Below are 15961 nucleotides of genomic sequence, written 5' to 3'. Positions count from 1 at the left end.
ACGGTGTCCCTGGAGTTCCCGCCCGAGTGCGCCTGGCTGTTCGCGGCCCTCACCGGAGAAGTGCCCCCGAACGGCGACGAGGACAAGCTGTTCGCGCTGGCCGAGGTGCACAAGGACCTCTACGGCAAGCTGACGAACGACCTCAAGCAGCAGATCTCGGAGGCGCTGGGCTACACCCATGAAGCCTTCAAGGGCAACGCCGCCGAGATGTACCAGGCGGCGATGAAGAGCTTCATCGGCGAAGAGGGGCTGAACTACTTCGACGCGGTGGCCGACCAGGCCAAGCTCCTCGCCGAGTTCAGCCGCAAGGGCGGGACGCAGCTCCAGTACACCAAGTACATGATCATCGCCCAGCTGGTGGAGCTGCTGGTCGAGGCGATCATCGCGGCCGCCACGTTCTTCTTCTTCGGGGCCTCGCTCCAGGCGTACTTCGCCAGGGTGGCCTTCGTCCGGTGGCTCATCAAGTTCCGGCTCGGCCGGCTCGTGCTGATGCTGATCTCCCATCAGATCATCAACGTCGGGATGGGCGTCGCCATGGACGTCCTCGTCCAATGGGCCCAGCTCAACCAGGGCACCCGTGACGAGTTCGACACGGAACTCACCAAGCAGGCGGCGCTCTCCGGCATGATCCAGGGCCTGCTCGCCGGCCCGTTCCAGTTCCTCGGCAACAAGTTCGGCCGGGGGCTCGCCAACCTGTTCGGCAAGAACAGCGGCAAGGACATCGGCAACCAGCTCGACAAGGCGTTCGGACCCAAGAAGCCGGACCTTCCCGGTCCGAAGAAGCCGGACGTACCCGGTCCGGACGCACCCAGGTCCTTCGGCGGCGACCTCGCGAAGAACTTCGGCGACCACATCCCGAAGACCGCGGGACCGAAGGTGGTCTCGGACAAGGCGGCCAAGGACTTCGTCAAGTCCGTCGGTGACACGTTCGACAAGCACCTCAAGCGGGACGCCGCACGGGAGGCGGGCGAGAACTGGGCGCGGACCCTGCTCAGGGACACCGGCAAGAAGGACCTGCCGCTCAACCTGGAGAACAGCCTCAAGCCGCTGGGCAAGGAACTGAGTCCCGAGGTCACCAAGGTGCTCACCCGCGGCACCGCCGACGCCATGGGCCAGAGCCTGCTGCGCCACATGTCGCAGTTCGGCGCCAACCAGCTGGGCAAGGGCCTGTTCGAAGGTGCGCACGCGGCCGTGTCCGAGGGCATGTACAACCTGATCTTCTCCGACGAGCACACCTTCAAGACCTCCGGTCTCACCTTCGCCTCCGGCATGGTCGAGGGCCGCGTCAGCAACGGCATGGAGCTGGCGGGCGAGCGCCTGGGCAACAACATGCGCCAACAGCTCCTGAACGGCGGCATGGACACGTCGGGCGGACTGGTGTCCGGCGGCGCGGACGCCCCCTCGGGGTCCACCGCGACCGGCGGGTCCGGCGGGTCGGCACCGGCCGGCGAGTCCGGTGGTACGCAGGTACCGGAGGCGGATTCCCCTTCCGAGGACGGATCGGACGCCGGGGGCGTCGGGAATGTCGGGGACGTCGACGAGCGCGACGAACCGGCCGGCAGCGACTCGGAGGACGCACCGACCGTCACGCGTCCACGGACGGAGTCGGACGACCCCTCGTCCGACAGCCGTACGGAGACCCCGGTCACCGTCGGGCCGCCGCAGGTGGCGCCCACCCCGCAACCCGCCGGAACGACCACCCCGTCGGGTTCCTCCTCCTCGGCCTCGACCTCCTCGTCGGCGCATTCGTCCCCGCAGAACCAGGCGAACGCCCCGAGCTCGGCGAACTCCGCGAGCTCCGCGAACTCGGCGAACTCGGCGAACTCGGCGAACTCGGCGAACTCGGCGAACTCGGCGAACTCGGGCCAGACGACCGCCGACCAGCCGTCCGGCTCGCGTGAGGAACCCACCGCTTCCGAAGCCCCGGCCTCGGCCGGCTCGCCCGCCCAGAGCATCCCCACCACCAGCGGTGCGGAGGGCGTGCCTTCTCCTTCCACCGGCTCCTCCACGTCGGTCCAGACGTCGGAGAGCACCGTGTCGGAGGCCCCCACGGGCCCCGAGGGGGACGGGCTCACCTCCCCGGCACCGGACCGGGAGGCCCTCGCCACGGTCGGGCAGGACGTCGTCGTCGAGCAGGGCGTCGACGACGACGAGGACGGAGAGCTTCAGTACCTGGAGCCGTGGACCGCCGATGAGCCGACGGCATCGCCCCTGGGACAGGACACGGCCCCGCGCGACGAACCGGGGGCCGAGACGCGGCTGGCGGCCGACGCCCCCCTCGTCGGCCCGTCGAGCAAGGCGCCTCCCGTCACGCCCGGGTCGTCCGACACGTCCTCCGCAGCCGGTCCTCTCTCCCGGCACCTGCCACGGGACCGGTGGACGGCCCTGCTGTCCGAGCCCGACGTCGCGGCCGACCTGCTCGCCGAAGTGACCGATCACCGGCATTCCCCCGGTGACACCTGGCGCACCATGGACGCCAGGGCCTACGGAGAACTTCGGAACCGGTTGCCCGAGCAGGAGCGGAACGGCGTACCGGACGAAACCGTCGAGGACGCCTTCTCGGACTACTCGTCCCGATCCGCCGACGACTCCCGTAGCCGCCTGGAATCCGTCGTGACCCTCATTCAGGACCTGCACGCCGAGGCGCAGGAGGGGCCGCTGACGTCCGACGTCCAGGTCCTGCTGCAGCGCCTGCTCCTGGACCAGGGCTTCCCCCCGGCCCGGCTGCTCGACGCGGCCCGCACCACGTCGTTCTGGAAGGAGAACAAGCCGGGCGCCCTGGCGGCCGAACTGGCCCTCGGCATGGCCGACCTCACGGACGCGGACAACGCCCACCTCACGGGCAGGCTCATGGTCGCACCGGCGGCGACACCGTCCGACGCGACCCTGTCGGAACTCCTCCCGGACGCGGACGACAACCAGAAGGCCCTGCTCCGCGAGCTCCTCGACAGCGCGCACCGCCCGGAGAGCCCCTGGCACGTCCTGGGCAGCGAGGCGTACCTCGACCTGCGCGCTCGGGCCGACGGCAGCCAGGTCGGTGAGGGCAGCGAGGTCACCCCGGACGTGCGGAGCAACCTCGACGACATCTTCCGGGCGCACGGGAGAGCCCTGGAGGCGGCCACCACCCGGGTGGACCAACTCAAGGCCGTCGCCGACACGGTCCTGAAGCTCCATGCGACCGGCGGACTCACCGGGTCGCCGGAGAGCGCGCTGACGTTCCACTCCCGGTTCCTGGTCCCCCGGATGCTCCTGGACCTCGGCATCGCTCCGGTACCCCTGCCGCCCAAGCTCCACGAAAAGGCGGCCTGGCAGGCGCCCAGGATCGCCGCGATGCGGAACACGCGCGTCCTGAACTTCGCGACCTCCGTCGCCCATGCCGTCGTGGACGCCCATCCTTCCTGGTCCGGCCCGCCTGCCCCAGCCTCCGTGGCAGCCGACACACCCCCCGTCACGCAGTCAGGCGACCGCGCGACCGACACCGGCGACGGCCCGCCCACGACCTCCGGCATCCCGACGACCTCCACCGTGCCCGTCGCCGTGCCGCCCTCCGCGCCGCAGGACGGCGCCACGCTCGGAAGGGACGGGGACGAGACTCCCGAGCCGAGGGACTGGCGGGGGGAGCTGGACGCCCTCGGCCCGCGCACGCAGGAGGAGACGACCGCCTATCTGGTGCTCCCCGAGGCTCCCCTCGGACTGGTGGGCCGGGCCGACCGGCTGCTGCGCACCGAAGGGAAGCCGTACACCACCCTCGTCACGCAGCTCCCGCCCGGTGCGGAACACTGGCTGGAGGTACGGGTCCCCGCCGGGCACGCCGTCGCCACCGAGCCCGGCCGCCTGCTGGTCGGCAAGGACCTGCTGGCGACGGTCACGGTCACCGGCCCGGCCGGCACGATCGAAGCCCTCCAGCGTTTCGAAACGGGTCTACAAGGCCCGGACAGCCCGCGGCGGCCCCTCCCGCTCACCGTGCTGAGCCGCGTCGGGCAGGCGCTGTACGCCAATCCGGGCCGGTCCGAACACGACCGCGTCGTCCGGGCAGCGGTCCGTCTGGCGTACGCGGAGGCGTCGCGCGACGCCGAGCGCGCCCTCGGTGAGTACCTCACCCGGCGCGAGGACGTCCAACAGCAGGTACGGACGCTGGTCAAGGCGGCCTGGGACAGGCTGCCGCCGGAAAAGCGCGTCGAGCTCGGCACCGCGCAGAACACCGGCAGCGGGTCCGTCGGCAACGACCTGGAGACGCTGCGGGAGGTCGTCGAGAAGGGGAACATCCGCGAGCAGATGCACCTGCTCGTCACCGGGGTCCACGGTCCCCTCATGAAGGAGCTGGTGGGGGCGAAGCCCACACCGATCATCCTCACGCGCGAGCGGAGCCCGGAGGACACGCCGGCGGAGAAGCGGATCCAGCAGGACGCCGACGTCGTCCAGAACATCAGGCGGGCACAGGACCGGTTGCGGACGGAGCAGGCGGACAACCCCGACCTGGAGGCGCTGGTGGCCGCCCAAGAGCACGACAGGCGTACCCGGTTGCGGCCCGAGGACGCCGTGCCGCCTCTCAGCGAGCGCGAGAACGCCCACGCGGTGAAGGACGACCGGCTGACCTGGGAACCCGGCGAGCGGCACCGTCAGATCGCCCTGAAGACCGTGAGCCAGCTGACGGCCGAGTCGACCGGCGGCCTGATGAGCGCGGGCACGTCCAACACGACGTACTTCACTCTGACGGTCGTCCACGCCATGGCCAGGAAGTGGAGAGTTCCCGTCGACTTCCAGCTCGTGCGGCTCGCCCTGATGGCCGACATGCTCCCGGTCGGCCATCACACCTTCCACGAGATCATGACGGCGTCCGAGGCGTTCGAGAAGGACGTGCCGGCCCGGCAGCCCCGGCCCGCCGGCGCCACCCCGTACACCGAAGTCCTGTCGTACACCGACGACTGGGGAAGGTTCCGCTCGCTCGCGCCGCTCACCGAGAACACGCTGCGGGAGGTCATGCCCGAGGGGAGGTTCCCGGACGAGGTGGCCCTGGGGCTCGAAGCCCACGAACGGACGCCGGACCAGGTCGCCCTCCTCTCGGCCGAACACCGGGCACTCGGCTCCACCCAGGAGCACGGCCCGGTCCAGGAACCGCAGCCCAGCGTGTGGGACGACCTCGAATCCGTCTTCGCCCGCTGGGGCGTCACCACCGCCCCCGGGAACACCGCCGAAAGCGCTGCGGAGAACACCCCCCAGAACACCGGCGAGAACACCCCCGAGAACACCGCCGACGACGGAGCCGAGACGCGGCTGCCCCGCGACGACGGCGGCTCGGCCACCGGCCCGTCCAGCAGGGCGCCCCACCTCACCCCGACGACCGGTGCGCCCTCCGGCTCCCACTCCGCGCCCGCGCCGGCGGCCTCCCGGCACGTGCAGGGCTTCGGAACCGACGGCCACGAGGGCTTCGGAGGCATCCACCTGACACCCATCGCCCCCGACGTCGCCACCAGGCTCCAGGACCACGCGTACGGACAACTGCCCGCCCGATTCCAGCGGCCCGAGGTACGGGATCAGCTCACCGCCCTCCTCGATCCCCAGGTCCTGTTCGACAACCGCCTGATGCTGTTCGGCCCCGACGGCCACACCATCACGGTGGGGCACGGGAAGGACACGCACTCCCTCGACGTCCGGATCCGCCTGGAGCGGCCGACGCCGTCCAGCACGTTCGAGACCGGCGGCCACGCCGCACCGCACAACAACGAGCAGCGCCAGACGGCCGCGTTCGACAACACGTCCCAGGCCTCCACGTCGACGGTGCGGACCGTCTCCGTCCAGCCCTTCTCCGGTGTCTTCGACCTCGTCCGGGGTCACCTGACGAACATGTCCTTCTCGCTCAACGTGACCGGCGCGCGCCAGCAGCGCACGCTGGCGACGACGGTGACCGGTGGCGGGAACTCCACGACCCTGCTGCGCAGTTCCGAGCCGGCCACGCCGTACGACTACGTCGCCCATGGTGACGTCCGCGCGGCGGCCACCGACGGGGAGGCGAGGCCGGCGTGGACCCGACCGGACGAACCCCTGGGCACGGTCACCGCGTGGTTCCCCGAGCACCTGGGGCGACCGCCGGCCACGACCGGGGAACCTGGGGCCGCGACCTTCTCCTCGGCCTTCCACGACAACCTCGACCGCTCCCGTGTCTGGGGCATGGATTCGATGGCGGATCCCGGGGTGCTGCTCCGCGAGGCGCTCCCGCGGTTCTCCGGCCCGCTCGCCACCCTCTCGGCGCAGTCACAGGAGTCCCTGCGGCGGTTCTTCAGCGGTGAGTACCTGCTCGGTGCCCTGCCGCTCCAGCGCATTCCGGGCCCGGACCCGGGCACCGGGCTCGGCGCCCGCCTCCGGGACACCGATGCCGGCACCTGGTCCCCCGTGCTCCTCGACGACGACGGGAACCCCGTCGGCATGTTCCGGGTGACGGCGGACGTCGCCCCGCGGCCGGGCGACGCGGCCGCGGAGGAGACCAGGGTCGGCGCGAACTACCTCCTCGAGCGCTTCCGGGACCGGGTCCTGAAGGTCGACGCGACCTCGAAGGTCTCGCGGTCGTCCGGCGCCGACGTGTCCGGCGCGGTGGTGTTCAACCGGATGCCGGCGGTCGTCGACAAGGCCTTCCGTGCCTTCAACCTCAACGGCTCGCTGACTCCCAAGGGGGCTTACGGCAAGCAGTCCGACCGCACGCTGAGTGCCGGGGCGACACACAACCTCATGCACAACCTGCGCGCCGGCGCGCACGTCCTGGTCCCCGCCACGGTCACGTACCACGTGGAGTTCGTCGGAACGGACGGAACGACCCGACCCGCGCCGGTGTCCACGCTTCCCTCCCCCATCCGGATCCGGGCACTGGAACCTCCGGCGCCGAACGCGCCCGCCGCGCCGGACGCGCCCGGGCGGAGCGCCCCGGAGGAACTCGCGGGCTTCCGGAGCGTCGGTCTGTCCACCACGCCCCTGAGCGTCCAGGGCGCGGGCGTCGACACGGTCCTCTCCCGGGCACGCGAGCAGCTGGTCACCGAGGGATACCTGCCGCGCCCCGGCGACCCGACGCCCAGTGACAGGCGCACGGTCCGGATGCAGTTCGAGAACCTGCGCAAGTTCGAGACGTACCGGTCGCGCAACGGACTGCTCACCACCATGGACGAGCTGGCGGACGGCGGTCTGAGGCTGTTCTTCGCCAAGCCGGGCGCGCTGGGCGGCGTGGACCGCGTCCAGCTCCGTCTCACCCTCGACCGGGAGGACGCCGAGCCGGTCGAGCATGTGGAGACGCTGACCAACGTCCACATGCCCAACCTGAGCGGCTTCCACATTCCCGGTACCACCCAGCAGTCGTCCGGGACCACGCGCAGCGGTGCGCTCGGCGGAGAGCTGGGGGGACTCGTGCTCGGGCACGCGCACGTGAGTCTGGGCGGTGAGGTCAAGGGAACCTGGCAGACGACCGAGACCAGGACGGTGGGCGCGGGGCAGTCCTACAGTCAGCTGCTCGCCGCCGGGCGTCAGCCGACGGAGGTCTACCGGATCCCCGTCCGGCTCCGTGCGCAGCTGTTGACGGACGCGGTGCCGGACGCCCCCGGCCGTGGGGCCGCGGACCCCGCGCGTCCGGAGAATTCCGCGGTCGTGCACGTGGAGCTCGCGGTGCCCCAGAGCCGTACGGACGTGCCGTCCGTCCCGCCGGCCGCCGGCGGGGACGACGACGGCCCGGGCACGTTCCTCCTGCCGGACAGCTCGCTGGTCGACGTCATGCAGGGCAGTGGCCGGCTCAGTGACACGCTCGACCGCCTCCTGTCGGAGATCTCCGAGGAGCTGGGGGACGAGGGCACGCGGCACGGTGAGCGGGACCACGGCGTCCCGAACGACGCGGAGGACATCGCCCTCGACGACCTGGGGGGCCTCCCCCGTCCCGCCACGGCGGGGCCCGTGGCGCCGCCACGCGGCTCGGGCCTGAGCGGGCTCGCGTCGTCGGTCCAGGGAGCCTGGTCGTCGTCCGCGGCGGCCCTGGGGACCTGGTCGTCGTCGGTGCTGGGAGCCTGGTCGAAGGTGGAGCGGGCCACCCGCTTCGAGGACGAGTCCGACCGGGGAACGCTGCTGCACGAGGTGATCCACGCCCAGTTCTCGCCGGGTGCCCTGCAGTCGCGGGCGCACCAGATGTCCAAGGGCACGTACGTGGTCGACGGCCTGTTCGTGCCGGGCGCGTTCGGCGGTACGGATCTCGTCGTGGAAGTGCGCGTCGAGCTCGGCAACCCCCGGGCTCTCGGTACGCCCACGGCGCAGTACAGCGAGACGGACATCGCCTCGGCCGACAGCGCCTCGTACCAGCAGGCGGCCTCCCACACCTACGAGGGCGGGGGCGGACCGGCCGCGAAGTACGGGCAGAGCCGGGCGGAGGCCGAAGCGGCGCAGACGCTGCAGCAGGCGTCCCCCGAGCGGAAGGCGGCCGGTCCCGTCACGGGTGGCGCCGGAATCAAGGGGACACGGGGCCGAGGGGAGGTCCGTACGACGGCGACCACCTCGACGACCAGCCTCACCCGCGTGGCGACGGAGAGCGGCGAGCAGCTCCGGGTCCGGGCGGACGTGACGTACCACGTGACGGTCCATCACGGCCTGCGCAGTGTCGCGGCGCTCAACCGCCCCGGCGGGTCCCGGACCGCCACCTTCACCGTCCCGGACGGCATGGTCTTCCTCGCCACGCAGGACCAGCTGCGGCGGGCGGGCGGGGCGCTCACCGCTCTGGCCGACGGGCAGGCCTTCGCGCCGGTCCCCGCTCCGGCGTCCTCGACCCCGCCCCCCGCGTTGCCCTACCGGTTCGTGGAGCACCGCGCCCTGGGCCTGGCAGCGGTCCTCGAGGCGACCCCGGTCACCGAGGCCCTCGTGCCTCCGGGAGAGGCCCCCACGGGCCAACAGGCGGGAGAGGGCATCCAGGAGCAGGTGGTCCCGGACGCGCAGGGCTCGCGCGTCCTGCACGAGAGGCTCGTCGACCTGGTGACGCGGCACCTGCCCGGGAGCCTCACTCCGGGCCACGCGTCCTACGTGCCGGGGCTGCGCCAGCGCCTCGCCGACCTCACCTCCCCCACCGCGCTCGCCACGCTCCCCGCGCGCGGCGGGAGCGCGGAGGACGACGAGGCGGCCGGCAACCCCGTGACCTTCTCCTTCGCCGCCATGGAGGGGCTGCGGACCAGGACCGTCACCGTGAGCCTGCACGGCAGCTTCCCCTGGACCACCGAGGAGATGCGGCGTGTGGAGGGCCGCCCCACTCCGGCGGGCGGCGGGGTGGAGAACTACTCCGCGCACGCTCCCGCCAACGTCTCGGAGTCGTTGAGCCGTACGACGCGGTCGGCCCTCACTGTGCCCGGCAACGTGACCGTCCCGGCGAACGACGGGACGCCGGGCAAGTGGACGCTCGGCCCCACGGCGACGGGCGCCACCACCCGTACCGAGACAGTCACCGTGTCGCGCACGGCTGAGGACAGGACCTGGCAGCGCACGGAGGGCGGGAACGAGTTCACGCTCGCGTACGAGTTCCATGCGCGGATCGAGGTGGAGGGCAGGGGCACCTACCGGCTGGAAGAGCCGGTGCCCGGGCGGGTGACCCTCCGCTTCGCCGGCGACGGTGACCTGCGGGACACCCCCCAGGCGCCGCCGGCGCAGGGTCCGGCGGCGGAGCCCCCGGCCGGGCGACGCGGGATCCGCGTCACCGGGCAGGAGGTCGTCTACCAGATCTCCAACCAGCGGGAGATCCTGGATACCGTCCACCGGGTCGCCCCCGAACTGAACGGCCGGGGCCCGGTCACCGGCAGGTCCGCCGACGCGGCGTCCGTCCGGTTCATGGAGCAGTTCCTCGGCGGGTCGATGGTCCTGGACTCCACCCGTCTGGGCGCCGGAATGGGCGGCACGGTGGGGTCTCCTTCGGCCCGGCCTCCGGTGCGGGTGTCCACCGAGGTGTTCAACCCACGGCTGATCAGTGCCAGCAGGGGCGTGACCGTCGACCGGCTCCGGATCACGGGATCCGGCACGTCCTCCAGCTCCTCGGCGTCCCGGAGTTCGGCCGCCACCTTCGGCGTCTCGCGCTCCTACGGCCAGGACGGGCGGTTCACGACCGGCGGAACCCCGACCGTGTTCGCCCACCAGGCGACCCCCGGCGGACAGGGCGGCGGGATCTCCGAAGTGGGCAGGCTCTGGGGCAAGGACGGCAAGCCCGGCGTCCCGACGGCCACGGAGGGGCTGCGGACGTACGAGGTCGAGGTCGACACCGTCGTCACGGTGAGCCGCGAGGGCGCCGCACGGGTGTCCGTGCGGGGCGGCACCGCGCTGATGCGGGTGCCGGAACGTGACCTGCTCGGGCTGGGTGTGTTCACCGAGCCCGATCGGGGCGGCGGGGTGTGGGACCTCTCGGCAGGGGGCTTGTACGAGCGCGACAGCCAGGTCGTCGCCGACACGATCCGTACGACTCCCGTGACGGTCGTACCGAGGCTCTGGGTGGACCTGGACACGGTGAACGCCCGGGTGGCCGGCGCCGACGCGGTCGTCACCGACCAGGACGTGATGGACAAGGTCGCCGAGGTGGCCGACCGTCTCGGTGTCCCGGTCGAACTCGCGCTGAGCGACGTCCGCGGCGTGCGCCTGATCGTTCTGGGCCCGGGCGAGACCCCGCCTTCCCTGCGTGGACCGGCACGCGACGCGGCCGGCACGCGGGCTGCTCGGGCAGCGGACGAGCTGGCGACGTTCGAGGCGGCCCACCCCGACCTGGACGTCAGAGCCGGCACGGGACCGGACCTCGGCGTCGCCGAGGCGGCGGCCAGGGCCGACGCGGCGCGGAACGACCATGACGAGGCGCAGCGGCGTCTTGCCGAGGCGGACGAGGGCGTCGAGGCGGCCCGGATCCGTGTCGAAACCGCCGAGCGAGGGGTCGAGGATGCCGAGCAGTACAAGGCCGATACCGAGCGTGACCTGACGACGGCGCGGCAACGCGCAACCGAGTCCGAAAGCCTGCTCCGCGAAGCCGCGGAGGCCCTTGCCCGGCAGAACGACCGTGTGGCGGAGCTGGGGCGGACGAGCGAGCAGCTCACCGAGGAGAAAGCGGCGGCGGAGGTCACGCACACGAACGCGGAGACCGAGGAGGAACGCACCCAGGCGGCCCGGGACATCGCGAGGTACAACGAGGCGCTGTCGCTCTTCGACGTGCAGGCCCGGCTCTCCCGCGCGCACGAGGCGAAGGCCCTGAACAATGAAGGCCGTCTGCGTGACGTGCGCAAGGCGGAGGAGACGTTCGTCACTGCTCAGGGGCGCCTGGCTGAAAAGCAGGAGGTGTTGGGCGAGGAGGAAGGGACGCACTCGACTCTGCGGGAGGCCCGCGACGAGCGTGCCCTGGAGCTGGTCGTGGCCGAAAGGCGAGGCGACGGCGCCCAGTTGCTCTTCGGGCACGTGAGTGCGCAGGACCGGCTCCGCGACGCCGAGGAGCAGTCCCGCCGCGTGGCCGTCGGGGCGACGGCTCCCGTCACCCAGTCCCTCGCGTCCCTGGCATCGCCCCGGCCCGGATCCCGTGCTCCCGGCGGCCCGAACCCCGGCAGCGCCGTGGCCCCGCCGCGTACCCCGGGCGAGCGGGTGCCGAAGCCCGTGCGCCCCGACGAGCTGCGCGCGTTCCGCGGCACGCGCACGGCCGAGGTGAACACCGAACGCTTCGATCCGAAGACGGTTCAGGAGTGGCGCGGTGGGCGGCCGGCGGGTGCCGGGGGGAAGCTGAACGGTTCGTGGACGCAGATCCGCCACCATGTGCGCCGAGGCCGCCTGGCCGATGGGCGCACCGTGCGCCAGTTCTTCGTCACACTGCCGTTCAGGCTGATGGACGGTCTGTCGGCGGCCGACCTCGCCCGGCTCCAGGAGCGGGTCCAGAAGGCCCTGGACACCCATGTCAACGTCGGCTACCGACTTCCCGACTCCGGTGACCAGTTGCACGTCACGGTCGAGTTCCTGGAGCGCCCCGACCACGGCGAGAAGGTCACGCTCACGCGTGCGGCGCCGACGGACGGTACGGACCAGGACCACTGGGGCGCCGGGGACGACGACGGCGTTCTGGTCCACGAGGTCCTGCACTATCTGGGGCTTCCGGACGAGTACTCCGACGCGAGGAAGAACGAGGACGACCGGCATCTGTTCCGCCGCCACGACACCGCGAGCGGGGTCCGCACCGACGGCCTGATGGTCGACGCGCGGCTGAACGACCTGGCACACCTGCCGAAGGACCACCTGGCCCTCATCGAGAGGGTGAGTGAGAACGCGGTCGTTCCCCTGCACAGGGCCCCGGATTCCGCGGCGGCGTCGCACGCGGGCTCGCGCGGTCCTTCCGCTCCTTCGACTCTTTCCACTCCTTCGACTCCTTCCAGGGATGGCGGGCTTCCGTCGAGCGACGGTGAGGAGCGTCAGGTCCGGACCAGCGCCGCCGGTGAGTCCAAGCCCAAGTGGGCGAAGCCCCCGCAGGACGGACCGAAGCTGCTCAAGCACCCGAGCCACGCTTCCGGTGACATGTTCTCGGTCGCCGCGTTCCTGATCGGCGATCCGGACCTGACCGTCTTCATCACCCACGACGACGAGGGCAGGACCTTGTCGCACGCGAGGAACATCCAGCGGTTCTACAGGGACGCGGGAATTGCGGAGGACCGTGTGCCGGTCGTCCCCTCGGCCGAGTTCAAGGATCGGCACGACGCGTTCTGCGTGGAGAAGGGGGTGGGCAAGAGGCATCTCCTGGGCCTGAACGACGCGACCTTCTTCGTGGCCCGGAGTTTCACCCCGCAGCTTCGCGAGAGCATCCGCGACAACTGGGGGGTGAACGAGGACGCTTCACCCGGGGAGACGTCAGCGAGCGACGGACCTCCGGAGACCGCGACCTGGGGGCTCCGCCAGATCGAGGATTGGCTTGCCTCCCGGGACCTGACGCTGCGCCAGGACGACAAGGTCGCGGTTCTCTGGACGCGTTTCAGCGGCAAGAACGGCGAGGTCCACATCGAACACGACACCAGCTACTTCGGCATATCCCAGATCATCGAAAGACTCGGGGACTTCAAGGCCGTGGTGATCGTCGGCGACTCCGGGTACCGCAGAGCGGGGCAGGATCTCCCGAACGAGAAATTCGAGACGATCGCCAGGTTCTTCGACAAGGGAGAGGGGGACCTTTCGCGATACGGCATGGAACGGAGGCCCGATGGATTCTCCGCGCGGGTCCTGAATCTCACCGAGTTCTGGCGCGACGAAACGGTGGTACAGCTCGGGGGCGACGGGCGCCTCGCGCAGTTCCGTCTCTTCGAGTACCTGCACCGCGCTTCCACCGCCCGCCACATCGGATTTCGCAGCGGCAATCTGGAAGCGATGGCCCTGATGGGATTCGACGTCAGATACCTCGAGGAGCCCGACAGCGGAGCGGCCGACCGGATGGCGACCTGGCACGACACCGCGTACACACGGGATTCACGGCCGAAGAGCTGGCTCACTCCCGGATACGAACGGATCATTTCCAGTCGCCCGCCCACCCGGTCGGGTCAGCATCAGAAGTCCCTCCCGGCCGGCGAAAGGAGGGGCGAGCAGAAGCACGCTGCCTGGCACAGGGGCGCCAAGGACGTCAAGAACAGCCCACCGCGCGAAAAGGGGTTCGGGCCGGAGGATCTCGCCTCCATCACGGATTTCCTGAACACCGGCGACCCGGGGGTCTCTCTTCCCCGGGAGCTGGTGGCGAAGATGACCGGCCTCGACGCGAAGACGTTCCCGCACCTGCACACCCTGGGCGACACCAAGACACCCGCCAGGGCCCTCACCGAAGCACGAACCGAATTCCGAAGGCTGTTCAACTCCACCGAGGGATACACGCACGAACAGATCATGCGGGCCCGGAATCTGTACGCGCAGCCCGTCGCGCATTTCCTGACCCCACCGGACGATGTCACCGGAGGGGCGCAGGAGGGCCACCTCTCCAGCAGCAGCTCCTTCGCGGGGCCGAGCAGCGCGTCGCCCACGTCCTCCGTCGCCGACGACGTCGTGCGCCAGCTCCTCGGCGGCTCCGATGTCGGTGTGCTGGCGGACGACCTCACGAGGACCGTCGAGGCGAGGACCGTCCCGGGCCAGGTACGACAGTCCGGGCGCGTGACCGAGGAGGTGAACGTCAGCTTCAGCCGGTCCCACGCCGACGAGCGCACGCAGCAGTCGCTCCGGCATCTCTCCATCCGCGTCATGAACTGCATCGAGCATCTGCAAGGACAACTCACCGAGCAGAGTGAGCAGACGCCCCTGCTCCCGGCCGACCCGGTGGAAGAGAGCGAGAGGGGGAACGAGGCGGACGACGAAGTCGCCGGCTCGTCATCGCAGCGGAAGTCGCAGAAGCGTGAGCAAGAGGTGCAGGCGGCCGTGTTGAACAACCGGCTGGTCCTCGCCACGAACCACAACCGGTCCGTCGAGCTGCTCATGCAGTTCATCGACGGCGTCGACGAACAAGGAAAGCCGCGCAACCTCGACGACATAGTGAACCTGCGGACCATCGACAAGATCCCTTACGAGAACCTCGCCGACGGCCTCGGTTCCGACAAGGAACGTCTGTACCGAAACGAGAACGCCCGCATCAAGACGAAGAACAGGCTTGCCGAACAGGATCCGGACAACCGTACGCTCCTTGCGCTGGCCGACCACCTCGAACGGAACACGCCCGTCATCAAGGTGGATCTGAGAACCACGTCGTCCGACGACCTCAAGACCCTGCTCGCTTCACCCGACGGGCGGGGGTCGGTGATCCTGCTGCAGAACACGGAGGGCGACAACCCTTCGCTGGACCGGCCCATCCATGCCGAGCAGAAGATTCTCCAGCTGCTCCACAGGGCGGACCTGCGTCCCTCCGACCTCGTCGACGGGCCTGTCGTCATTCGCGGGAAGAAGCGCCCCTGCTTCTCCTGCTGGACGGCCCTCCACACCTTCCGCGCCGTCCCGCTGTCGTACAACGACCACCCCGGACGGTTCTGGAAGGAACCGACCGAAACCATCGCCAGGCATCTGCCCCACCTCTTCCACGACATCTACCCCGTCAACACCGGTACTCCTGTGCTCCTTGACAGCATCACGGACAAACTCGCGGACAAGATGTACGCGACCGCGCCCTTCACCGCGCTGCCGCCCGGCGAAACGTCGAACGACACGAGCCGACGCCCGATGACCATGTCCGGCTGGGAGACCGGGTCGGACAGCGACGCCGGCAGCGGTGACGAACTCACCTCGCCCATGGCGAAGATCACGCTGAGGGAGCCGAGGCGGCCGGAAGCGGACCCTGCGGGCGGGCTGTCCGACGAGCCCGCGGGTGGTGGCAGGGAGGCCCTGCCCCGGGAGCTCACTGCCGACCAGCAACACGCCTTCCTCGAGGCGATGTCCGAGCGGGACAGGGGAATCAGGGCGGACCGCGCCGAGAGAAGGGAGGGGAACGCCGGTTACAGCCAGTTCGTCGTGAACCACGCCTTGCGGCTCATCAACTCCGGCGAGGCCAGCCAGGCAGCGGTCGCCCGTTTCCTGGTGATCAGCGAGGTCGCCGTCGGGAAGTACAGGAAGCGCGGCAACGACGACGAGGAGGCCGCTGCCCCGGTCCCTTCCACCGATGAACGCGATGTCAAGACCGTACTCGTCGAAGCGCGAGCAGCGTTCCTGCGCAGCCTCGAAGAGCACCCCGCGCCGAAAAAGCGCAGGACGGGAGCGCCCGCCACGGAGGGCGAGCAGACGGCCCGGCTTCCCGGGCCGAAGGCGAGTGCCGGCGACAGGTTCTGGACCCCCGACATCAAGGCTGTCTTCCTTCTTGCCATCGCTCAGGGCTGGCCGCTCAAGGATCTCGCCGAATGGCTGAACGTGCCCGCCAAGACCATCAGCAACTGGAAGAAGGACCTGGGCGCGTAGACCCGCGCCCTCCTCCACCCCCCTCTGTCTCATCACCCCCGGAAGG

At 70.7% G+C, this 15961-nt stretch carries 1 protein-coding gene; it reads left to right on the top strand.

Annotated features, from left to right (window positions below):
• Positions 1-3: 3 nt before the first annotated feature.
• Positions 4-15915 (top strand): hypothetical protein, encoded by a 15912-nt coding sequence (locus ACF09C_RS30040; protein WP_392096004.1) that lies wholly within the window; start codon positions 4-6, stop codon positions 15913-15915.
• Positions 15916-15961: the final 46 nt, after the last annotated feature.

Source organism: Streptomyces sp. NPDC014870 (assembly GCF_043081505.1).
Lineage (GTDB): Bacteria > Actinomycetota > Actinomycetes > Streptomycetales > Streptomycetaceae > Streptomyces.
The sequence above is the reverse complement of the archived record's forward strand: the minus strand, read 5'-3'. Positions and strand labels throughout refer to the sequence as shown.